Raw genomic sequence first — 21,563 nt, forward strand, 5'->3', positions numbered from 1 at the left:
GACACCCGCTTGTGAATCATCAGAGCCGACAAGACTGGCTCTCACCGATCCAGAAGCGAGGTGTCACATGCAGTTCTCAATCATTTATTCCGTCGATTGTCCTGAAGACGAAAACATCGATCTTTACGCTCCACCGAAAGTCGAGGAGATTTGGGATCAAACCGAGGACGACGACCAATACGAGTACGGCTACTTGGAAGGCCGTTGGGAAAACGGTTCTCATCGCAAATGGGCAGCAATTCTGAATCGTGAACAGTTTGATGAATTCATCGAACGCTGTGGTATGCAGGCTGAAGACACCGAAACGCCGGGAAGCATCGGAGCATCCTGCTGCGGCTTCGGTTGGGCATCAGCGATCAGCTTCACCAGCCGAGATCCTGATGTAATTCAATCCGCCTACGTCACGCCACTTGTTCGTGAGGACTGCGATGAACGTGACTGGGATCGAGTGAAGTCAGCCATGATCGCCGTTTACGGCTAACACCCGCTTGTGAATCAACACCAGAGCCAAGGGCAATCTCCTTGGCTCTTTCTTCAACACACACAACGGAGAACGTCATGAGCAAACGACTTTTTGAACTCGGTCAGGTTGTTGCCACCCCCGGTGCATTGGAACTCTTGGAACGTCACTCAATGACCCCGATGCAATTTTTGCAACGGCATGTCACTGGCGATTTCGGTGATCTTTGTGCTGAAGATAAAGAGGCAAACGACGAAGGCATCTGGAATCGCGAACGAATCTTGTCGTCCTACAAGATCAGTGAAATGGAAAAACTTTGGGTCATCACAGAAGCCGACAGGTCGAGCACTTGCTGCCTGCTTCCAGAGGAGTATTGATCGATGAACCCAATTGAAACCAGCGTATTCGACACGCTGTACACGGTTGTTTTCACGAACACCACGTTTAACACCCGCTTGAAGAGCATAACAAACATTTCCACTTTTCAAGGAGCCGACAATGGCTGGCACAACTGACGCAACTGAATCAATTCGCAAACAATTAGTCGCTGAACTGAATTCAGCGGACAACACAAAGGCAGAGCTTGAAGCCAAGCACGGCAAAGTCTGGACCACTTCCGAGATGCAGGAAGAGTTCGAAGCTCTCGGATTCATGGCCCCGTTCATTATTGTTAGCAAACGTGACACAGGTGAACGTGGTTCGCTGATGTTTACTCACTCTCCGAGATTCTACTTCAGCTTTAAGCCAGAGTGATTCACACCAAACAAAGGGGCCATCGACAAGCTCGGTGGTCCCTTTCTCCATGCGCCGACTAACACCCGCTTGTTGGTTTTAGTCAACCACATCACTCAAGCGGAGAAGAACAATGGCATGGTCATGGTCACACATGAATGAAGCATACACAGCGGTCGAAGAGCAACATCAACTCAAAGCTGAAGCAGCCAACAACGGCGACATCGAAAGTGCGATCTGGTTACAAACGGTCTGGGCCGATTGGATCGCCAGCGATTGGCGGGAGGATCGAGTGACAACGGATCTCGATCTAAAGAAGTACGAGCGAGCAATCGCACGGGCCAAACGACAGGGTGAATCACGAGGCTACCAAAAGCTGGCCAGCGACATCTGGAACTGGAGCAGCGAACTTGCCACTTGCACCAATGGTGGCTGGGACGCATGGGTTTGCCCGTTCGGTTGCCACTTGTTGCCACTTGTTGCCATTCAAAGTGGAAGTCGAATCATGATCGATCAAGTGATCGCATCAGACTTATTTTGGCAAAGGCGAGCGTGTAACAAAATTGAAAACAAAACAATTATTCATCGATTACGCCGGGCGCTACCACCAGAGCACCCTCCCCAGCAACTACGTCGCAAAGTTTCTTTTATACACCACGATGTTTTTCATCGTGCAGCTTGGCGCTGCAAAAGTTGCGGGCCTCGAAAAATCACGCCGGGTGAAAAACGCCGAAATCGATTGGGGAAAAAGCAGGCCCCTGAAAATCCCGGCTAGAAAAAACTGTCACTCGCTTAAGTCGTTTTAGAGAACTCAATTCAATTCAGAAACAACAAGGAACAAACATGATTTTGAGAGCGCAAGCGGTGGGTGAGCACCCATCGGTTCGATTTTTTATCCTCAATGTGCGGAACAATTTGATGTGGGATGGCGAGTCATTCGTTGACGACTTTGATCAAGCCAGAAAGTATTGGCACCCGTCAGACGCCTGCGCTGACATGCAGGACATTTTGCGGGAACATTATGGCCAGCTTCGACGGCGGCGTTTTGTTGTCCCTGTTGAAATCGAAGTTTATGGCAGTGTTTCACCAAAGGAAATTGCAGAATACCTGCACCGGGCATCGATCTTGAGCATTAGATCAGAAGAGTTCGGAAACGGACCAGCAGAATGTTTGGTGTTGCCCATAATTCATTGGGGCTTCATCAAGGAATTGAAACTTGCATTAAATGGTAAACCAGATGACCCTGCCGTTGAGTGGGGATTGGAGGACGAAAATGAGAACCAGTAAGTTCACGATTTTCATCCGAGCAACCGTGATCGTGTTTGTCATTTACATGACGATGGCATGGGCATGGAACTCTATGACGAACACGAGTTTCTGGAAGCCTTGGGAAATGGCCATCAGTACCGTGCTCACGGTGCTGATATTCGGTGGATTCGCGTGGGCCGCTACAAATTTTGGAATGGGACTGCTATTCGGCAGAAGCTCTCAATATCGCGCGTATCGAGAAACAGGTGGCGATCCATACTTCGACAGTCTGCCTTGGCCATTGAACTCAGATCCAAAAATCACGAGAGAAACAGGAATCCGAGAACCGAAAACCGCATTCAGGCCACCGGCGAGTTGGCAGTTTCAGTGTCCCGCTTGCGGGGCACGACAACCCTCAAGGATCTGTGTTTGCTGGAATTGCGGTTACGGGGCCGACAGTCTCAGCACAGCCTACTTTCAGCAATTTGGCGATAAGAAGCCGCCAGACATCAGTGAAGGCGATTGGGCCGAAATCAGGAGTCGTCAATCAGGAGTCGTCATGATGTTCGAACGTAGCCGATGGCGAAAAATGACTGGCAATTCCACTTTGGTATGCGTCAATCGGACGGAGCATCCACGTTTCCGGTCGAACCCAATCGCCATCATTTCAAAGCGTTTTGACCTCTAGTAGCGGCTGGAGGCCAAGCTTTGCAAATTCGTCGGCCATTACGGATTTCACATGATCGGCGTCTTTTGGCAGAAACACCAAACAGTCATGGATCGGCGAAACAAAGTCAACTTGACCTTCACGCCGTAGCCTGCCGCAAACCCGGCCAACAATCAGGTCCGCTTCTGCAAACTGCAATGCCTTGGCGAGTTTGCTGTTGCCGTCCTTTACGGACTTAACCCGCTCCAAATACGCCGCGACTTCGGGAAAGAGTCGGTCGAATGTCTTCTTGATTTTGCTTTTCTGACAAGCGGCATCATTTGTCGAGAACAATGCACGCTGTGTGATCGCCTTCTTCACCGCTGCACGCGTGCTTTTTGAATGTTTGGCGACATGTTCATAAAGCCGTCCCCGTTCGCAATATTTCAGAAACTCCGAACACTCCACCCCTTCGCTCCGCATCTTCAGCGCTAAGAATGTCAACTGAGAGTTGGCGATATCAATTTGCTGTAGGCGTTTCCCATCGACAAGCAAAAGCGACCTCAGTTCACGCTTGAGATTGGTGACAAGACTGTACCGACGACCTTGATCATCTGGAGTCCACAGATGCTCTTTCCTGTCGATGCGATCCAAAACATATCGGTAGCAATCGAGCTTGTCCTGCGACCGTCCTCCATGCTCTGAGACCGAAGACAGAGCCACTTGCTGTAAGAACTCCTCATCGATCTCAGCCAATCCAATTTTCAGGAGATTTGACCGAAGCCAACGGTCAGTCCGCGTTGATGCCTGCTTCTTTCTATGTTGATCAATTCGTCGAGCCAGTTTTTTGTCATCGAGGGGAATTCTCCTTCGAGTCGCATGTCTCAATCGGGGATCAACGAAACGATATCCGTAGCTCTTAGTACCCGGATCGTAAAAGTCTCGCTGAATGATGTCCAAGCCCAAGAGAAGCTTGATGGCATGTCGAAAGTTTGGGTCGATCTTACGGGCAAATTCTGACTTCATGGTGATGTAGTCATCAGGGCCGTAAACGCGCCCATCTGCATTTACAAATCGGCGTTCATGCAAGTTGTGGGCAAACCAGAGGACAGAAGATCGATAAGGGGCAAGTTCCGGGTAGCTACTCCAGTCAAAGCCTTCTGGGAAATAGACTTGAATGTCGCGACGACTACCCTTTGCTGGCAGATCAGTTTGTTTCTGGGATGTTATTAACTGTGAACGCGGTTCAATGTGACTTATGTTGTTCTGCTGCAACGACTTAACGTCTTTTTCTGTGTCGGTTCCACCATCATACGAGGGAGTAATTATGAATGAAGTAATTGAATTAGAACTATTTAATATTGATGAAGAGTTAAGTTCTTGTTTTTGGGTTGTGATCTTCGAACTCTGGTTGTTGTTCGGTGACTTTTGGAACGCAAAACAACCGACATTCTCTACCTCTGACGTGTCTGAACCGTTCGTGTCGTTTTTTTGGATGGGTTGTGTTTCGGAAGAACTGAACACGGGCCAGCAGCCCATCGACCCAGCGTCCTTAAAATATTTCGGGCTCGTGACCAAATAATTGTTCATTTGGCTATATCCAAGAATCAACTCGTCATCTTTTGGACTGAAAGTTGTCCAAGCCTTGGCAACACAAAGCACAGATTTTTCGATGGGCAAAGGCTCGCGACCAGATCTTTTCCATTTCGAACTTGAACAGAAGCCTGATCTCTCCGCTGCTGCTGACGACATAAAGTGAGAGCGAAATGTCTTGTATTCGGTTCCAGAGAAACAGAAAACACTTCCCTCAGCCACAAGCTCGGCCGTTTCCGACGCGGCAAGGCACGACCGTAGAACACCAAACGGTTTTGAATTAGCAGCCATGCAATAACTTAGTAAACGCGAACAAATTCTCAGAACAACATTTTCTGATTTGGAAGTGCTTTTTTCTGGGCCGAAACTTTTGGGTGCAATTCGGGAACAAAAATGATCGAAATGCAATGGGTAAACAACCACGAGCCAGCTCACTCAGTCTGAGTAAGCTGCGATCAGCATCTTCGGTCGCTAAGCGTTGCTGCGTCTAGCCTCGCTCTTTGCCGTCTTTTCTGTTCGCGTTCGATTCTTTTTTTAACCTCGTTCGGTCTGCACCCAATAGTCGAAGCCAACTCCACATACGTCTTGTATTCCTCTGTCATCCAGCTTTCCAAGACTCGCCTGTCCTCTTTTCGCTCTTGCTCGCTTAGCCCTGTCCGGCCTCGTTTCTTGGGTCGCCGAGGTTTTGAACTGCAAGGAATCGATGGTAGCGGCGTTCTGAAAGTTCTAAACACCTCAGTCGCCTCATCGGAGCTACCAGAGCAAGGAATGCAAATCGGTTCAAAGTCGTACGTCGGCGAGAATACGTTCTCCGCAATCCCACCGTGCAGCCACAGGCGAATCGCGTTCCCGCTCGCCGTAAACACGTCCGGGGAAATTTCGAAGGTAACGACGCCGCATGGTGGGGCAAGCCCGCGATCCAAAGCCGCCTCCGCTTTCCTGGAACCCATCGCCCTGATTACAGACGGCAAATCATCAGGCACACCGAATATGCGGGGCTTAACATCGACATACGCGTTTCGATTCAGTGCCGCCGTTTTTATGACGGAATCAAGCCATCCCCGGTTGCCCGGACACAGCTGACCGAAGCTGGCGAAGCGACCGAGCTTTGGATGTCGATCTGCTTCCTGTTTAAGTGCTAGAAGAACGGAATTTGCGCGCTCAGACAACCGCTTGAATTCGGGGATCGCTGACAGAAGGTTCCCAGAAACACTTTTGTAGAGTCCACAAAATTGTGAGGTTTGTCCTTCCATGTAAACAAGGTCATCATGAGTCCAATTACTGCTGGCCCATGTCGCCGGATAGACATCCAAAAACTCGTGCCATTCGTCAAGTTCTCGAGACCACCCATCACTTCCCATGTTGTGGTCTGCTTGAAGAAGCTGGAAATGAACGCCGGGAGAATGCCGTGCAGCCTCAAAAAACTGGATAGCAATCTCTGCGAGTTGAAGACGCAGTGCCTCATAGCGATTTAACGCTTTATCGTTGCTTCTTGTTTTCAATGAATGAACTTGCGGCATTTTCTTACCTCACCTGCTCTTGTCGGCGAACCAACAGCGCAGCAACGCACTGTGATCGCAAACGGGATTTGAATGGCTCTAGCGAGCCGAGATGAAACCAGACCATCAGCGGTCGATTGCAAGGCAATCGCTCAACAGAGTCTGGACCGACATGAGGTACATCGGGAGCAGGTGGGGAACACGTAAGGCGTTCAAGTTTGCTCAATAGAGAACTCGATGCACGACAACTTTCATGTCGTAGCAAAAGCTTATCGAGATGAACCAAAAAGTCAAGAAGTTGACTCATCGTGGACTAGCTTCGTGTTTTGCGGCCAAAAAAGTTGGAACTTATCGTCGGACAAATAGAAATCAAAAACCAAGTCAACGCCCATCGCAGGTTTTTTTATTAATTCTTGACCGGCTCAAAGTCCATCGAAACAGGCACTTTCGGCAGACATCGTCGTTCGGTGCGTCGGACAAATGCGTGGTTCAATTTGTCTGTCCGGAGCACCCCATAAAATCCTTGCATCCAGCGTTCGCCACCAAGCTACTGAAGAGTTGGGCAGAATCTGTTCAGAACGGTACTCTCCGAATTGAAGTCGTGGTCGGTAACGAGCAGTTCATCAGGACAGCGAATTTCAAACGGTTCAACCAAACATTTGAGCAATTCGACTCCACGGTTGGAACGGCCAGTGCCGCTTTGGGGGGAATGATGACCCACTGTCGCAATGGAATCGACACGACACTGAGACCGGCAACAAAGCCTCTGACGCGAAGACGAAACGCATCATGACTGAATCTGTCTGGTGCAATTTTTAGCTAACCTTTTTCTACATACTAGGGAGTAAAATCTAATGCTTAACGACTGCGAAAGCGTGATTCGCGCGACTGGCCCCGACCATGATATATCGAGAATCAAACACCTTCTGGATTCCAACGCTCATCATCGAGGCGATGACGAGGTGACATACTTCATGAACATCGTCGATAAGTTTCTCGAAGGCAGCATGGGATTGCGATGGCGTTCCAAGGAAACCGAAGGCGACATCATCTGGGCGGGTTCTTTGGACTGGGAGCCACCAACAGAATTCGTCAAGGAAATGTCAGTTCGTTTTCCCGAAGTCACGTTCCAGATGATGTTCACCAATGAATGTGCAGGCAGTTCTGCGACCTATGAATTCAAGTCTGGAGAAAGTCGGTTGCTTCATGGACGTGACGAAGGATTCGAGCGTTGTGGTCCCGAGCCTGAACCAATAGGCGTTGGACGCACTGACTTCCCCGATTGCTTTTCGCCGAGTGGACCATCCATCGCGAGCGAAGAAAGATTGGAAGCACGTCGCGAATCAGGTCAGAATCTTGGTGACGATCCAGATGCTGAGCTCAGACGAGATGAGTTAACACTTGAAGCCGTCGGCTTGAATGGTGAAAAGACATTCATCAATTTAACGCCGAATGAGGAACACGGCTGCTATTTACCCTTGGAATTCTTTGAAGAGTTTCTGCGGCTGAGAGATGGACAGTCCGCCTCAAAAAATGGCAGTGCATGGTTTTACTCGGCACCGCACGATAAAGAACGGTGCATCTATCGCGCATCGATTGACGGACACGACCTACATATTGATGTGCAAGTTACCACCGAGACACTTATTAGGCGAGCTTCATTTGCTCTGTATTCAAGAGGGGATGAACACTAGTCGTGCAGCCAATGGGATAGTGGTTCAATCGGCGGATTTCCAAATCAGTTGTATGACAATGCAACAAACAAGCGAGAATCGGCGTGGATTAGATATCGACAGTAGCCCGGCGAATCCAAACAAATCATGGCCGAATAAGTTGATTGCGTTTCTCGATGACACAAGTGCTCCAATTTAAAAGGACAAAACAAAATGACTGACTTTTTCAACTGTATGATCTGTGCTTCTGGCTCTTCATATTCCATCGATCAGATACAGAGCTTGATCAATGAACACACTCACGCCAACGACGATGACGATGGCGAATACACTTATTTTGAAGAGTTAACTGACTCCAGCGTGATAGGATATCGATGGAGATCAATTGAAGGAGAGGACGGCAACGAAGTGTTGTGGGGCGGCCAATTAAGTTCCTTCCCCGGAAGTATTGCCGAACAACTCTCTTTGCGTTTCCCTGACGTGACAATTAAACTGAAATTCACGTTAGACCATGATGACTACGCAGCTGAGGAAGGAATTCGAGTGGTCGAGTACAAGCGGGGAGAGGGACGACTAACTTACCATTGTTATGAACACTATGAGTTTGACGCAACGGAAACCGAACCGATAGAGCACTGGCTCGTGTCGCTGTCCATCGCGGACAAAGCTCAGGGCGAAAAAGTCGTCGACGCCTTGGTGCGGGACGGGATTCTTGAGATTTACGGCAATGAGTATTTGTCATATCGAAGATCCGATGACGTGCTGCCTTGGCTCAAGGAGCGATTTCCTGACGTAAAGATAGAGATAGCATACTGGCGTCCCTATCATCTGCAGGATGCTGACGCAGAGCCCAAGCACTTCATTGGAGTCGCACCAGCCATCCCAGATCGAACGCAGCAAGTGAAGACTTACCGATTCTGATCTCGCGAGGATGATCACCGAGCACTCAAAATAATGCCCTGTGACAACTAACGGATTCGGGATGTCATTTATTCCGGTGACTTTTGACTGCTGGGGGCATCGACGACATGAACTTCGTCAGATGTCGTGACATGACCGAGCTTGGTGATCAACCACTGACTGGTGCTCTCCTCCGTTTCGATCCACTGACACCAGACGAGAACAGGTCGAGTAGACGCTTTGAAGGCTAACTAAACGGCATGGGCCGCCCCCGTGCGGAAGTCGTTGATCGATTTCAGCGGAAGATGCTGCGGTTACTTCATCGCTATTGGCACTGACAAGTAAACACTAAAAGGATAGAGCAATGGGAATTGAACTTGCGGTTGCGTGCGTCCCTTATGCGCAGCTGAACGACCTCCGAGTCCAAGCACTTCATGATCGAATTGACAGGTTGACTGACGAAGATCTTGAATTCGATAACGATACACTCGTTTCAGAGGACCATGATCGCGTTGAGCTGGTCAGGATTCTACACGACCAAATTGACTTAATTAGATCAGCAGAGGAATACTGGCGTCACGTTAATCACGTCAGGCTTCCAGAGCTCTCATACGAGGTGCTCGTCGCTGGTGGTTATACCCATGGCGAGCCTCCGTCAGATCTCTACCGCGCGTTCCGCATTGCTGGAGACTGCGAGCCATTGTGGGCCCTGCTGATTGAATGGGCGAAGGAAGACTTTCAGTCGAGAGTAAATTAGCCGGACGCCACAGTTGCTTCGTTGAAATCAGTTGTTTAGATGCGCATTTTGAGACGCTTCGGAATAATTTCGCTGGAGTGATGAACCTCTGTCGCCACTGGTCCAGCCAACGCGTTTCCACGAGTTTATGCCACGCGGCTGTGCGAGGGTCAGTTCAGCGGAGAAGATTCTATTCATCCTCCTCATTGTCGACTGAGGAACATTGCAGACTGGCCGAGGGACGATGGCTGGCTGAAGAAGCAATGTGCCGGATAGGCACTTTCGATGAACGGTTCCGTAGATGGTGACGACTCTGTGCCCGAAATCTACGATGAGCGATTTGAGCTACCCAATGGGACCAGTGCGGTCAGGGGATTGGGCGAACTGGAGACGGCTTCCGTCACGGAATTGTTGCTTGTTCGCACTTACTAGGATGAAATTTGACTTGGAATCTGGACGACCAGCAGGAAGCTGCTGGTGAGGCGCAACGATTCAGATCCCACTCAAACTTGTTGCTACAGTGCTGCTACAATTGTTGCTACAAGGATCGAAAATGCCGAAAACCACCGTGTTTTTGGAGAGTTATGGATTCCGTTATCCTCCACTCGGAAAGCCGCTTGTGATTTCACAAGCGGCTTTTTTCGTGCGCCGATCTCCTTGAGCACCAACGATTTACGGCATTTTACGATTGCGGCCCAAATGTGGAGGTGGAGCGTAGCGTCGGATTTGGTGCGCACCGCAGATCGGCCCGCATCACCGGGGACCGCGAGTTAAACATTCCATTGGGAAAACAAACCAATGGGACTCCATGTGCACGCGATGGATCACCGCATTTGCCAATCCATAAGAAACAACGATTGTGTTGGTCTGCAATCCCCAAACTATTCAATTTTCCAAATCCCAGCAGACGCCTGCGGTTACGCTGATTGCTTGATTCGGGGTTCTCCGAGCGTGACCTGCGCAATCGCTTTGCCGACCACCACCGAGACAATTAACAATGAAAAGAATCGGAGGTTGCCCCAATCTGGCAGTAGGTAGATGAGCGAAGCGGCAAGTAGGAATGTGTAGTAAAACTCCTGACGTTCATAATGCTTTGAGTCGCGAATCGGTCGACGATTTGCCACACGGGCAACCACGTCTTCAACCAGGGGCGGCAGAAAAGCGAACGCAGCAACAAGCACCACCCCAACCACCGTCTCCAGATGCGAGAAACCGAGCACCAAATAGAAGAAGGCGGCAGAGGCAACGAATGTCAGAAAGGTCAGCATGAATCTGTCGGTGAACGTTGCGGATCAGTGAGGTCCGGTGAATTGGTAACCACTTCAATATACTCTACCACCCGACCTTTATTGCATCCGATGGTTTCCCGCCGGGTTGATGGGACGTCGGTCGACGCTACGAGTCTGGAAGCCAGTAGTGCGGCCGCAGATCGCGAAGTGACACAAACGTACAAATCCCCGAAACAACATTGCCGGGAACGGCGATCAAAACGTCGAGTCCCCAGTACGCCAATCGTTCTTGGCATATACCGCACGCTGGCAGAACGCGCAACGATGCATCGTTTGTATCGCGACAGACGCAAATGGACGCAACAATTTCGCGATTGGTTGCATGAGCCTGGCAAATCGGGCCCGTCTCAGCACACAACGCGGCTGCGTCAACGGACGCGTCATTCCAAACTCCGGTGTAAATGTCGTCGCAATCGGTGAGCATGGCGGCAACGACCGATGATTGGTTTGGATACCGCTGGTTTGCAAAGTCGATGGCGGCTTGAACGAGCTTGATTTCAGTCAACGATGCGTATGCCCCAAAAGGATCTTGGTCGAGGAACGGTACCCGACGATTTAGTCCGACCAACCGTACCACGCGTTCCGAAGCTCCTGCGATCTTGCCGTTTTAACTATTCGCTGAGAATCCAGCCAGTCCATGACAGCTGCTCGATCAAGGTCGGTTACGTACGGTCGACCGCGACGGTCGACGATACTCGCCATGCCGTCGGTTGTGTGAGCGCCTCCGAACTTCAGGCTCGGTGCCTCAATGTAGTCGATAAATTTGTTTATCAAATCATCGGCTTCGGCCTCGGTGGTTCCTGGAGTGAACTTTGCCGATATCTCGATGCAAAACTCCGTGAACTCACCAAGACGCCGTTTCTTGCGGAGGCGACGTCTCAAGAATGCCAGTGAACATCTCATAGCCAGCAATCATGTGCCATGGACGTTGTGCCATGAGTGGTGCATTCGTATCGACTGGTCGCGGCCGAGGCAGACCAAGGCGTTTTGCGTCAGCGGCGAGTTGGTGCATTGGCGCGTAATTGTCTTCGTGCAACAAAGCATGTGCGGTTTGAATCACAGACCATTCGGAGTCTTTGAGCATCGGGTATTCGACGCCGCATCGCCAGCACCAAGTTTCGATCATTAGGGTCTCAAGATTTCAGTTGGCGAACGGTAGCGATGTGCGGGCGGCGAACGGCGACTGACCACATTGAATAACGATGCCGCCGCTCCGTCACCATCGCCTGGTTCCCCGGTTTGCTGTAGTGGGATGTCGCTAACTACGACGGTTGACGTTGATCCAATCATAGAGAGCGCAACGACCGCCAGCAAATCCGTTTATTACCGCAAAAACAAAGAAGAAATTTGTTGGCAAAATGATGTGAGGCAAAATGATAAATCAGCTCGCGTCAATCATTTTGCCACCTAATCATTTTGTCAATCGATCGACCGCGGGGGCATTTGCGACAACGAGTTGACGATTGCCTCAGCAAGAAACGCTGGATAACTAACGCCGGTTCCATCACGCATAAAGACCGTGTGAATCGCCGACACGATTGCCATCAAGTCATCATCGCCCGTCGGGGAACTTATGTTTGTGCGGTCGGTAAGGGTGAGAATTAAGTCGTTTTGGGATGTTCTCACCCTTAGTCCAGACTTGGCTTTACGATGCACCCCACTTCGGCGCGGTCGCTCGCGGTCCTAATTCTCAAACACGACTGGGCGACAATCTCCGGTCATCGCTCGGTTACTCCTGATTCTGGCCGACACGAAACCGTCGTGTACCGCTTGCAAAATGTACCGCAAGCGACCGACATTCCGTGGATCGCTCCGATCATTATCGCTGCCGGCTCCTGACCGTCTGGCCCAGCGAGAAAAAACAGCGTCGATGGCGGTTACGTTCTCTAAAACGCGATCGAATCGCACCAAAGGCCTGTGTTCAAACCTCAATCACCAGGGATGCTGCCATCGGGCGCCGGAACACTGGTGAGCACCAACCAGTTACGCCGAATCAGCATCATGTACGCGGCCAACACGAAGGCATTGAGCATGAACTGCATCGAGTTCATCGCGTTACTTGACGCGTTAACAGCGACTGCGAACTTGGTGATCGCGAGCGATGCCACGTATGCAACTGCAAGCAGTAATCCAGCGGCGATGAAAGGAACGCTTGCCGCCTTGCCGGGGTGCACGCCCGCAAGTCTGGCCTGCCGATAGAAGGCCGTCGTTGCGATCAGAGCGACGATGACAATTAGCAGCATGATCGATCGGGTTGCATGGAGTCGAATAGTTGTCTTGCAAGCAGAGAAAACGCTCGCAAGCCCGGCTCCGGGCGAGTAGAACAATGTCTCTCGGATGTTAGGATACGCTTTGTATTTCCGGAATGCCACCAATTTCTCCTCGGCGTGTCACAACATTGGATCCTTGTCCATTGGATCACTGAATGGCCTCAGAACCGGACTGACGCAGTTAACGCCGCCGACTCCCAACGGACACCTCTCACCTGGCATCACTTCGCACTCTTCAATCGCGATCAAGTCCACAGATGAGTCGTGATGAGCAAAGGACAGACGAATTGGGGGACAGTCGAATGAAGTTGGGCCGCTCACCAAGCGTATCATTCGGCGGCGACGGCGATCGTTGCTAATCTTTCTGTCGCAACAATCTTTCTGTCTGCCATCCGCTATTTCCTGAGGCGTGCAAATACCGTAGCAGGCGTGATCGAAAAGCCGAACAGGTAAAATTCTGGTTCATCGGTTGCGTATCGGCGCCCCGACGCCATTCGACGGTCCATGTCGCTTGTAAGACAAACGAGCCCAGGACCAGCAACCACATAGTATCGTTATCCACATTGGTTAGATGCACGAATCGTCCGGCATAGCGGGCAAATCTCAAACAAGGTGTCGACGCAAGCACCACCCCAAATCTCCAGTCCCTCAATGGGCTTGTAGGGAACGACGGCAAGCATCTTTAGCGACCGGGGGATTTGGTGGTTGGAGCACTCGGGGTTGATGCACGGATTATTAGGTGTCCCTTGCCAAAGTGGCGAGGATAAGTAATCAAAGTAGTCGTCACCTTCCGGGCGATAGTCGCCGATTTCATCACAATCGGTGTCAATTCTGCGTTTGAGCTCAGCAAGTCGATCGTCGTCTAAGTAGCGAATACCAAAGATGCCAGCCCAGCGGGCAACGTCGTCTAAATCAGTCGGATCGAAATCGTGTAACGCTAGGCGGATCGGGTGGGGTGAGAACTCAAGCGGGAAATCATCGGCCGGCCATGATTCCGCGTCCGAGATATTTGGTTCATTATCAGAAAAGAACGTGATCATCTTGGAGTCAGAAGTGAGTTGGTAGCCAACCTCATTAGCTCGAAAGTCGAACACGTAGTAGAGAGGAAGCCAACGTAGGCCAGGCAACTGGATTGGCATCAGCGGATCGTTCATGTCAAACCGATGGAGCATGTGCAAGCGAATGCCGTTGGTCTGGTCAGGGAGAGCGTCCGATCGATCGACTGGCCCGCCAAAGGTATGGCCATATGAACTGCTACCGGCAGTTGCATCAACGATTGTTAGATCGCCAAAGACGTGTGTCATGCTAGTTTCGATTTCAGTCGGTTAACGTCCGAGGTCACTCGGTCCGAGCGGACGAGCCACCATCAAGCAAAGTATTTCCGAGGACTCGGGTGCGCAACTTGGTTATGGCTGTTTTGGTGCGGGTGTTGCCCCGACCATCAGAACAAGTGCACACCAAAAGGATACCAGAGTTCGATCGGAAGCGAGAGATTTGTCCTCGAACGATAGAGTATGGGCTGTTCGCCGCAAGAAGAAATGAACGAACAGGAGGAAACGAAGAGAACAGAGGAGTACTGACCATCGAATCCGTTTACTCTGCTCCGTTTTCTCTGCGATCTGATGTTCAATCCGACCGCGCTGATCGTCTTGGAGGAAAAAAGTCCAGCAAAAAAATAGAGATTGAATCCAAGGCGACCGCAATGCTGAACTCTTTCCACACGTCACGCATATTTTTGCCCCACATGTTTTTGCCAGCAATGTAGTGGAGAAAAAGTCTCGACGGCGCGACGTCCGATTCACAACGTCTGCGACGTCCAATGATTTCGAGCGTTGAGGGTCCCAACGCGAACCACTGCATCCGCTTCACGATGTTGCGATCAAATCATCGACTACGCAGATCACGCGCACCGATTCGACTGCGTAACATCTTCCATACCAGAACGGCAGTGATATGCAGGCGGCGACGGGAAGCCACTTGCGGATCGAGCGGGAGCGAAAAGAGATGGAGGTAGGAAAATAAGGCACTCCACGATCCGTCTTTCAAATTTTTCTGTCGCAACAATCTTTCTGTCTTACAAACGCTACTTCCTGAGACGTTTGCCCACGATGAATCCGCCTAACCGATCCCCCCGTCACTCACTCCTTGTCTCCGTGTCTTGCTTTCGCCAGCTAGTTTTCAAGACCTTTCCAGTCCGCACGCGCACGGGCTGGCTATCCGATCATTCAGGGTCATCCGGAAAAAGCGGCCAAGGTGGATCGATTGGAGTTAGCTGTAGCTTACCATCCGGCTCATACGATGACACGTACCAGCGTCCGTGAGCCAGAACAGACACGCCGGCCGCGGCATTTTTATTGGCGTCAAGCCATCGTTCTAGTTGCTGTGTTTCGATACGCTGAATTTTAGGTCTGCTGTAAAAGTCCTTCATCTTTTGTTCGTGTTCGATCGAAAGTAAGTCGACGGCAGCGCGTGCACATAGTTCGATGGCGCGACGTTCCTCGTCAGAGACTCGATCAGAATTGACAAGTGCTTCGAGCACGGGGCCGAGTTTTTCGAAGTCGAGTTCCTTACGATCATCAGGTGTTAGCATTGCAATGCTCGTGACTCAAGAGCGAATTTGTTATTCGGGTAATCAAACGGTTCAGCGGGCGGGCGCGAGCGACCTTCCATCGGAAAAACGGCTATCACGCCTCCTCTGTTGCAACCGCATGCCTACCCATCATTGGGTGTGTGTGAACGTGCAAGCTGTTGCCCCGCATCAGCAGAACAAGTGCACACCAAAAGGATACCAGAGTTCGATCGGAAGCGCGAGATTTGTCCTCGAACGATAGAGTATGGGCTGTTTGCCGCAAGAAGAAATGAACGAACAGGAGGAAACGAAGAGAACAGAGGAGTACTGACCATCGAATCCGTTTTCTCTGCTCCGTTTACTCTGTGACCTGATGTTCAATCCGACCGCGTTGATCGTCTTGGAGGAAAAAAGTCCAGCAAAAAATAGAGATTGAATCCAAGGCGATCGCAATACTGAACTCTTTCCACACGTCACGCATATTTTTGCCCCACATGTTTTTGCCAGCAATGTAGTGGAGAAAAAGTCTCGACGGCGCGACGTCCGATTCACAACGTCTGCGACGTCCAATGATTTCGAGCGTTGAGGGTCCCAACGCGAACCACTGCATCCGCTTCACGATGTTGCGATCAAATCATCGACCGAGCACTACTTCGCTGTCACCAACTCTGCGGCATTCTGCGTCTCTGCGATCTCCGCGTTTATCATTTTCAACGCAGAGGATGCAGAGAAACGCAAAGCAAAATCAACAGCGAAATTTTAGGAGTGGGTCAGACACACAACTCCCCTCGCATGACCGTGATCGCCTTGCCTCCGAGGAGAACCCGGTCATCCTTGACCTGAACCTGAATAACGCCACCTCGTTTTGATGCCTGATATGCCATCATCTCAGACTTACCGAGGCGATCCTGCCAGAACGGCCCGAGGCAGCAGTGAGCTGAGCCTGTTACCGGATCTTCATTAACGCCAGCGGCGGGAGCAAAGAAACGAGAGACAAAATCGAATGCTCGATCGTCGGATACGGCAGCCACAATGACGCCACGCATCGGAATCTGAGCCAACCGTCCAAAGTCAGGTTGCATCGCGCGAACAGTCGCTTCGGAATCAACGATTACGAAATTGTCAAAACACGACTCCCCAACGAACTCAGACGAATGGATCCCAAGAGCTTCCAGTAAGCCGGATGGAGGTTCAGCTTGTTCAGGCGGTGTGGCCGGAAAGTCGAGTTCAATGAGGTCGCCTTCGCGCTTGCAGGCCAGCACGCCACTGCGTGTGTGAAAATGAATCGGGTCGCTTACTTTGGTAAGCCCCTCAGTCCACAGAATGTGAGCTGATGCCAAGGTGGCGTGTCCGCACAGATCGACCTCAAACGCTGGCGTAAACCAGCGGAGTTCAAAGCCGTTTTGAACCGGTCGAATGTAAGCCGTTTCGGACAGGTTCATCTCGGAAGCAACGGACTGCATCCAATCGCCGTCTGCTTCCGCATCCAAAAGACATACCGCAGCAGGATTGCCCGAAAACGGGCGATCAGCGAAGGCATCGACCTGAAATAATGGCACTTTCATAAACGGCTCACGTTTGTAAAGAATGTCAAAGGCAACGTATTGTAATCAATTCTACGACCCGGACCTTGCCAAGCGACTCAAGTCGTGAGCGCAAATCACCGACACATGCATCCTAGCCGCAGTAGCGGCACCAGCGATCGACGCATTAATAGACGACGCGAATTGGCGACCACGATCTCAATAAAACGCTTGGTCCCCTGATGATCAAACACAAGCAAACAAAGGTTTGACAGAAACATGAAGAGAAAAAATAGGGGCTCTCGCTTCTCCGTCTTTCCAGTCTTTCTGTCGCATCAATCTTTCTGTCGGCCCGAAGTCCAATTTGGGACCGAGTAGAGCCAGTCCAGTCCATCATCCTTCTCAAACGCTGTTTGGCAGGGGTGACTCCGACATTTCGTTTAACTGTACTCGCCGCTTGCTGATTCACAGCAAGCGATACAGTCAGCTCTGACTTGGTAGTCAATCACATTGCCTCTTTTGTCAAACTCGAAGTGGCAGCACTGGAGCAAGATGTCTTTGAGCATCTTACGTCCTCGCTGAATTCGTGACTTTGCGCCGGATACGGACAAGCCGATTCGCTCGGCGACCTCCGTTTGACGAACCCCCTTCAACTCTGACAACGTGACCGCTTCACGATAGTCTTCGGGCAACTCAGCGATGCGATTGACGAGCCACTGCCCGACCTGTTCGTTGAGGTTCTGATCGTCAGTGACTTGATCTACCTGAATCTCAGCTTCGTCGAACGTGAACTCGAAACGGCGACGATAGTGGTCCGTCACGACGTTTCGAGCGATCTGATACAGCCATGCCGCCAGACGATCTTCATCGGTCAATGAACCAAGCTTGTCATGGATCCGAACGAATACATCCTGAAGCAAATCATCGGCGACGTGATCATCGTTGACCCGCCGCCGAATGAACGCACGAAGCGCGGTGCCGAAGTCGTCCCAGACCTGTTGGGTATCACTCATGTCACGCTTTCTCTGAACAGCATGGCTCGCTGCCAACCGTGCAACACACATCACTGTGTGTTGCGGGGCAGCATTCATTATCGGGATCGGCTTTGCCAGTTGGCGTATCGTCGAGAACCACGAAGACTTCCCAGCGGCACCCATCCGGGTCTACGATCCAGACTTTGTCCTGCACGGCGTGACAGCAGTTGACCGAATCCTCTATTCGGGTCACCCATCCCGCTGTCTCCAGCCGCCGTCGCATATCGCCGACTGTATCGGTTGATTTTACTTGGATTCCGAAATGAGAAGTAGGATCGGCAGGTCCCTTGGCCTCGCTGGACTCAATGATTGAGAGATTTAACGGCGGTTCTGCGACCTCGAACCGAGCATAGCCGGGACGACTCTTCGTCGGCTCAGCCTCGAACAGCGAACGATAAAACTCGGTCGAGCGGTCAACGTTCGAAACTGCCAAACTGATGTGAATTCGACGGGCTGTCGCGAAATGTACGGCGGATTGAGACATATTGGAACTCCTGAGCTTGGGGTGAAACCTGTATTCAATAACTCACACGGAGTGATTCGAAAAAAGACGCAAATCTAACTCCGGATTATTTCGTCTTCCGCCATGCTAAGTGCAAATGAGGATCCAGTGCCGTTCTGTCAGCTCAAAGCAGAATGGCTGAGTGCTTTAGATTGGTGGGCTGACCGTGAAATTCTGTCTTTCCGCTATCCTCGCCCGATTTTTTTCACCTGGACATCGCCCCGCTATCATTAAGCCTCTCTGTTAAACTAAAGAGACACCGGCATTCGCAAATTCATCGACCATTTGTCAGCATTATCATGTTTCGCGTTCATCTCCTACGTGGTAGTCGCGTTTACAAAATCGCAATGTTTGCGATTGCATTGGCTGTCATTGGATGCAAGGAACCGCAAGAAACAAAACGGCCGTCGCCATCACAAACCGCGTCGCAGCAATCGTCAGCCGACAATGTGATAGCCCAACGACTGCCGAACGAGCCGGATGAACTTTTGCCGGACCTTTCACCGCAAATACTTCATGTGCTGAGGGAACATTTCCCCGATTACACGCTACCGCTTTCGACACCATCTGACAAACCAAATCCGGCCCCGGTACAAGTAGACTCGCAACCGTACATCAAGATCAGTGCCAAACCGCTTGCCGAGGCAGTGGTGAACGGCGAAGTCGAAAAAACGCGTCGACTGCTGCGGTCGGGTCATCCCGCCGACGAAACTTACTACGGTGAAAACTTGTTGCACCTCGCTGCCAAACGCGGCCAGACCGAGATTTGCGAACTATTGCTGGACGCGGGACTCGATGTCGATGGGACAAGCGATCAAGAGCCAAGCCCTCTGAAAACGCCGCTTCAGGCGGCGATCCAATCCGGGTCGGTCCAGACGGTCAAACTACTGCTTGCCCACGGTGCTGAGCTCACGCCGAGTGACGTGTCGATCAAACGCGACGGACCTCAGCCGTCGCCGGTGTCGCTGGCGATTTCCTCGGGTAATCTCGACATGTTGGATTTCATCATTGATCAAGGTGAAGCAGCCGATGATGTCGCGTTCCTACACCAGGCGATCGTGCAGATCATGGTGCCAGAGCAGCGACGTCAATTCGTCGAGCGTCTTTTTGCCGCCGGCGCTGCAGACAACCTCAAGCCACAGACGCCCGACCTGTTCGCGCCGGCAATCGCGACTGGCGACTTAAAATTGCTGCAGATTTTGGAAGACAAACTGCCCATCGACTACAGTGAGCCGCATCTTCGAGCAGCGGTCCAGTCGGGCAATCTCGATCTCTGTCGGTACATGCTGTGCAAGGGAGTGCGGGCGCAACCCGATCCCGCGGTCGGCAACGAGCTACTGCGAATTGCCTTGATTGACCATCGTTCACCCGAACTGGCGGAAGTCGTGATCGAGGCGGGTGAACCGAAAAAGTACTGCGTTCAAAGCGATGCAGCCACCTCGTATTGCAACCTCCGAGACTTTGCTCATCCGCTGTATCATGCCGCGATGGCAAACGACTTGACGCTCTGTCGCTACCTGATTCGCGAGTTTTCGTTCGATCCGAATCTTTGGGGATCACTCATTTACGAGCCCTATGAATACGAATCCAACATCCAATTCTTCCAAAAAGGCAACACGATCTTGTTTGCGGCCGTCTTTGATGACAACGTCGAAGCACTCGAATTGCTTTTGCGATACACGCAGCGACCCGGCCAGCAGCCGATCGTTGACATCAACGCCAAGAACGGTGTCGGCCATACGGTCTTGCACGAAGCCGTGAACTTCGGAGCCTCGCGGTGCGTTGAATTGCTGTTGTCTGCGGGCGCCGACCCAACGATTGCTCGAAATGACGGTTGCACGCCGCTGCACATTGCCATGCAACGACACTTGATTCCTCACCATCATTCGGACATTCCAATGCCCGAAGCGATGTCGAAGACGTTTCCGATATTGGTCGCCGCAACGATGGCGAATGGAAATGAGACTTGGGTCAATCGCACGAACGACAACGGAGAAACGATTCTTCACCGTCATGCTCGAGCCGGACATCCTGCGATTTGCCAGAAATTGATCGAACTCGGCGCTGATGTCAACGCGACCGACCAGCACGGCAGAACACCTCTGCACCATGCACTTGACGGCGCAAACGAATATCTATCCACGGAAGCAAAAGAACGCTACATCGCGACCTGTGTGACGTTGCTGGACAACGGAACAGACATCACTCAACCAGATGCACCCGCGGCTCGGACTTACCTTTGTCAAGCAGCAGCAAAGAACCTTTACGAAGTCTACGATGCGTTGCTGAATCATGACGCCAATCCAAACCTGGTGCAGAACGCAGGCAACTTAATGTGTTCCGCAGCAAAATTTGACAGGCAAGACCGCATCAAGCAACTTTTGGATTGGGGCGCTGACATCAACGCGGAAGATTTCGAAAAGTCGACTGCACTCCATCAGGCTGCCCGCTTCCATCATCTTGAAATGTGCGAACTACTGATCACTAATGGTGCGGACGTCAACGCGAGAGACCAGCGTGGGCAAACACCGCTGTTTGAATTGTTTGGTCGCTGGGCCATTCACGCAGAGCATCTTCAAAACAAGGAGACACAGACAAAGGCGTTTTCCGTGCTAACGTTGTTGCTCGAGCATGGCGCGGATCCTGAGATCAAGACCAACAGCACGACTTATACATCGTTCAGCGGCACCGTCGTAGAGGTTTACAAAAATATGCCGCAATCATTTCGCCAAGCCCTGCAAACAAAGTAGGGTGCGTCGTTCATCCGCAAGCGTTCATCCACCTCGCTTCGTCTATAGTAGTCGGCCCAGGATTCCGGCGATATTCCACGCATCATCGTCGCCTCGGTGGTGAGTGCATACCCGAGAAAAGAATTGGTAGGAAAATGGA

Annotated in this window: 24 protein-coding genes; 11 read left to right on the plus strand and 13 right to left on the minus strand. The window is 51.3% G+C overall.

Annotated features, from left to right (window positions below; genetic code table 11):
• Positions 1-67 precede the first annotated feature (67 nt).
• From ABD971_RS01165 to ABD971_RS01190, 6 genes are all read left to right on the plus strand, one after another.
• Positions 68-481 (plus strand): hypothetical protein, encoded by a 414-nt coding sequence (locus ABD971_RS01165; protein ID WP_345318615.1) that lies wholly within the window; start codon positions 68-70, stop codon positions 479-481.
• Positions 482-558: 77 nt separating this feature from the next.
• Positions 559-837 carry a hypothetical protein gene (locus ABD971_RS01170; protein WP_345318617.1) on the plus strand — a complete coding sequence of 93 codons (279 nt, stop codon included), beginning with the start codon at positions 559-561 and terminating at the stop codon, positions 835-837.
• A gap of 3 nt (positions 838-840) precedes the next feature.
• Complete coding sequence (locus ABD971_RS01175; RefSeq protein ID WP_345318618.1) at positions 841-975, plus strand: hypothetical protein; 135 nt, start codon at positions 841-843, stop codon at positions 973-975.
• Entirely contained in the window at positions 959-1,213 is a 255-nt protein-coding gene (locus ABD971_RS01180) for a hypothetical protein (RefSeq protein WP_345318620.1), read from the plus strand. The genes ABD971_RS01175 and ABD971_RS01180 overlap by 17 nt, the downstream gene beginning before the upstream one ends.
• 112 nt (positions 1,214-1,325) lie before the next feature.
• A complete protein-coding gene (locus ABD971_RS01185) occupies positions 1,326-1,967 on the plus strand; it encodes a hypothetical protein (RefSeq protein ID WP_345318622.1) in 642 nt (213 codons plus the stop codon).
• A 68-nt stretch (positions 1,968-2,035) separates the two neighbouring features.
• Positions 2,036-2,479, plus strand: a complete 444-nt coding sequence (locus ABD971_RS01190) for a hypothetical protein (protein ID WP_345318624.1) — start codon at positions 2,036-2,038, stop codon at positions 2,477-2,479.
• 628 nt (positions 2,480-3,107) lie between these two features.
• Here the strand turns inward: ABD971_RS01190 and ABD971_RS01195 are convergent.
• Complete coding sequence (locus ABD971_RS01195; protein WP_345318626.1) at positions 3,108-4,970, minus strand: hypothetical protein; 1,863 nt, start codon at positions 4,968-4,970, stop codon at positions 3,108-3,110.
• Between the two features lie 164 nt (positions 4,971-5,134).
• Entirely contained in the window at positions 5,135-6,199 is a 1,065-nt protein-coding gene (locus ABD971_RS01200; protein ID WP_345318628.1) for a hypothetical protein, read from the minus strand.
• A gap of 833 nt (positions 6,200-7,032) precedes the next feature.
• Between ABD971_RS01200 and ABD971_RS01205 the strand changes: the two genes are divergently transcribed.
• From ABD971_RS01205 to ABD971_RS01220, 4 genes are all read left to right on the plus strand, one after another.
• Positions 7,033-7,872 carry a hypothetical protein gene (locus ABD971_RS01205; protein ID WP_345318630.1) on the plus strand — a complete coding sequence of 280 codons (840 nt, stop codon included), beginning with the start codon at positions 7,033-7,035 and terminating at the stop codon, positions 7,870-7,872.
• Positions 7,873-8,064: 192 nt separating this feature from the next.
• Complete coding sequence (locus tag ABD971_RS01210) at positions 8,065-8,772, plus strand: hypothetical protein (protein ID WP_345318632.1); 708 nt, start codon at positions 8,065-8,067, stop codon at positions 8,770-8,772.
• A 343-nt stretch (positions 8,773-9,115) separates the two neighbouring features.
• Positions 9,116-9,508, plus strand: coding sequence for a hypothetical protein (locus tag ABD971_RS01215; protein WP_345318634.1), 393 nt, complete (start codon positions 9,116-9,118; stop codon positions 9,506-9,508).
• A 264-nt stretch (positions 9,509-9,772) separates the two neighbouring features.
• Complete coding sequence (locus tag ABD971_RS01220) at positions 9,773-9,919, plus strand: hypothetical protein (protein ID WP_345318635.1); 147 nt, start codon at positions 9,773-9,775, stop codon at positions 9,917-9,919.
• 485 nt (positions 9,920-10,404) lie between these two features.
• Here the strand turns inward: ABD971_RS01220 and ABD971_RS01225 are convergent, their stop codons facing one another.
• The 11 genes from ABD971_RS01225 to ABD971_RS35965 form a co-directional block, all read right to left on the minus strand.
• Entirely contained in the window at positions 10,405-10,755 is a 351-nt protein-coding gene (locus ABD971_RS01225) for a hypothetical protein (RefSeq protein ID WP_345318637.1), read from the minus strand.
• Between the two features lie 127 nt (positions 10,756-10,882).
• Positions 10,883-11,281: a cytidine deaminase gene (locus ABD971_RS01230; protein WP_345318639.1), complete on the minus strand. Its 399-nt coding sequence runs from the start codon at positions 11,279-11,281 to the stop codon at positions 10,883-10,885.
• Positions 11,282-11,331: 50 nt separating this feature from the next.
• Positions 11,332-11,679 (minus strand): 50S ribosome-binding protein YggL, encoded by a 348-nt coding sequence (locus ABD971_RS35960; protein WP_425571227.1) that lies wholly within the window; start codon positions 11,677-11,679, stop codon positions 11,332-11,334.
• Entirely contained in the window at positions 11,621-11,902 is a 282-nt protein-coding gene (locus tag ABD971_RS01235; protein WP_345318641.1) for a hypothetical protein, read from the minus strand. The genes ABD971_RS35960 and ABD971_RS01235 overlap by 59 nt, the downstream gene beginning before the upstream one ends.
• Before the next feature lie 293 nt (positions 11,903-12,195).
• A complete protein-coding gene (locus tag ABD971_RS01240) occupies positions 12,196-12,321 on the minus strand; it encodes a hypothetical protein (protein ID WP_339946131.1) in 126 nt (41 codons plus the stop codon).
• A gap of 383 nt (positions 12,322-12,704) precedes the next feature.
• Entirely contained in the window at positions 12,705-13,019 is a 315-nt protein-coding gene (locus ABD971_RS01245) for a hypothetical protein (RefSeq protein WP_345318646.1), read from the minus strand.
• Between the two features lie 581 nt (positions 13,020-13,600).
• Positions 13,601-14,350 carry a hypothetical protein gene (locus ABD971_RS01250; protein WP_345318648.1) on the minus strand — a complete coding sequence of 250 codons (750 nt, stop codon included), beginning with the start codon at positions 14,348-14,350 and terminating at the stop codon, positions 13,601-13,603.
• Positions 14,351-15,267: 917 nt separating this feature from the next.
• Positions 15,268-15,636 (minus strand): hypothetical protein, encoded by a 369-nt coding sequence (locus ABD971_RS01255; RefSeq protein ID WP_345318650.1) that lies wholly within the window; start codon positions 15,634-15,636, stop codon positions 15,268-15,270.
• A 749-nt stretch (positions 15,637-16,385) separates the two neighbouring features.
• Positions 16,386-17,180: a PhzF family phenazine biosynthesis protein gene (locus ABD971_RS01260; protein WP_345318652.1), complete on the minus strand. Its 795-nt coding sequence runs from the start codon at positions 17,178-17,180 to the stop codon at positions 16,386-16,388.
• A gap of 398 nt (positions 17,181-17,578) precedes the next feature.
• Positions 17,579-18,151, minus strand: a complete 573-nt coding sequence (gene sigZ, locus ABD971_RS01265) for an RNA polymerase sigma factor SigZ (protein WP_345318654.1) — start codon at positions 18,149-18,151, stop codon at positions 17,579-17,581.
• Between the two features lies 1 nt (position 18,152).
• A complete protein-coding gene (locus ABD971_RS35965; protein WP_425571228.1) occupies positions 18,153-18,656 on the minus strand; it encodes an ArsI/CadI family heavy metal resistance metalloenzyme in 504 nt (167 codons plus the stop codon).
• Between the two features lie 365 nt (positions 18,657-19,021).
• Between ABD971_RS35965 and ABD971_RS01270 the strand changes: the two genes are divergently transcribed.
• Positions 19,022-21,424 carry an ankyrin repeat domain-containing protein gene (locus tag ABD971_RS01270; protein WP_345318656.1) on the plus strand — a complete coding sequence of 801 codons (2,403 nt, stop codon included), beginning with the start codon at positions 19,022-19,024 and terminating at the stop codon, positions 21,422-21,424.
• Positions 21,425-21,563: the final 139 nt, after the last annotated feature.

Origin of the sequence: Novipirellula rosea, assembly GCF_039541335.1 — a bacterium.
Lineage (GTDB): Bacteria > Planctomycetota > Planctomycetia > Pirellulales > Pirellulaceae > Novipirellula > Novipirellula rosea.

Coding starts and splice junctions, on each gene's coding strand:
- ABD971_RS01215 (WP_345318634.1), top strand. CDS start 9,116: ATGGGAATTGAACTTGCGGTTGCGTGCGTCCCTTATGCGCAGCTGAAC.
- ABD971_RS01225 (WP_345318637.1), bottom strand. CDS start 10,755: ATGCTGACCTTTCTGACATTCGTTGCCTCTGCCGCCTTCTTCTATTTG.
- ABD971_RS01220 (WP_345318635.1), top strand. CDS start 9,773: ATGAACGGTTCCGTAGATGGTGACGACTCTGTGCCCGAAATCTACGAT.
- ABD971_RS01240 (WP_339946131.1), bottom strand. CDS start 12,321: ATGGCAATCGTGTCGGCGATTCACACGGTCTTTATGCGTGATGGAACC.
- ABD971_RS01270 (WP_345318656.1), top strand. CDS start 19,022: ATGTTTGCGATTGCATTGGCTGTCATTGGATGCAAGGAACCGCAAGAA.
- ABD971_RS01235 (WP_345318641.1), bottom strand. CDS start 11,902: ATGATCGAAACTTGGTGCTGGCGATGCGGCGTCGAATACCCGATGCTC.
- ABD971_RS01200 (WP_345318628.1), bottom strand. CDS start 6,199: ATGCCGCAAGTTCATTCATTGAAAACAAGAAGCAACGATAAAGCGTTA.
- ABD971_RS01260 (WP_345318652.1), bottom strand. CDS start 17,180: ATGAAAGTGCCATTATTTCAGGTCGATGCCTTCGCTGATCGCCCGTTT.
- ABD971_RS01190 (WP_345318624.1), top strand. CDS start 2,036: ATGATTTTGAGAGCGCAAGCGGTGGGTGAGCACCCATCGGTTCGATTT.
- ABD971_RS01175 (WP_345318618.1), top strand. CDS start 841: ATGAACCCAATTGAAACCAGCGTATTCGACACGCTGTACACGGTTGTT.
- ABD971_RS01185 (WP_345318622.1), top strand. CDS start 1,326: ATGGCATGGTCATGGTCACACATGAATGAAGCATACACAGCGGTCGAA.
- ABD971_RS01245 (WP_345318646.1), bottom strand. CDS start 13,019: ATGCTGCTAATTGTCATCGTCGCTCTGATCGCAACGACGGCCTTCTAT.
- ABD971_RS01170 (WP_345318617.1), top strand. CDS start 559: ATGAGCAAACGACTTTTTGAACTCGGTCAGGTTGTTGCCACCCCCGGT.
- ABD971_RS01205 (WP_345318630.1), top strand. CDS start 7,033: ATGCTTAACGACTGCGAAAGCGTGATTCGCGCGACTGGCCCCGACCAT.
- ABD971_RS01195 (WP_345318626.1), bottom strand. CDS start 4,970: ATGGCTGCTAATTCAAAACCGTTTGGTGTTCTACGGTCGTGCCTTGCC.
- ABD971_RS01250 (WP_345318648.1), bottom strand. CDS start 14,350: ATGACACACGTCTTTGGCGATCTAACAATCGTTGATGCAACTGCCGGT.
- ABD971_RS01165 (WP_345318615.1), top strand. CDS start 68: ATGCAGTTCTCAATCATTTATTCCGTCGATTGTCCTGAAGACGAAAAC.
- ABD971_RS35965 (WP_425571228.1), bottom strand. CDS start 18,656: ATGTCTCAATCCGCCGTACATTTCGCGACAGCCCGTCGAATTCACATC.
- ABD971_RS01210 (WP_345318632.1), top strand. CDS start 8,065: ATGACTGACTTTTTCAACTGTATGATCTGTGCTTCTGGCTCTTCATAT.
- ABD971_RS35960 (WP_425571227.1), bottom strand. CDS start 11,679: ATGAGATGTTCACTGGCATTCTTGAGACGTCGCCTCCGCAAGAAACGG.
- sigZ (WP_345318654.1), bottom strand. CDS start 18,151: ATGAGTGATACCCAACAGGTCTGGGACGACTTCGGCACCGCGCTTCGT.
- ABD971_RS01255 (WP_345318650.1), bottom strand. CDS start 15,636: ATGCTAACACCTGATGATCGTAAGGAACTCGACTTCGAAAAACTCGGC.
- ABD971_RS01180 (WP_345318620.1), top strand. CDS start 959: ATGGCTGGCACAACTGACGCAACTGAATCAATTCGCAAACAATTAGTC.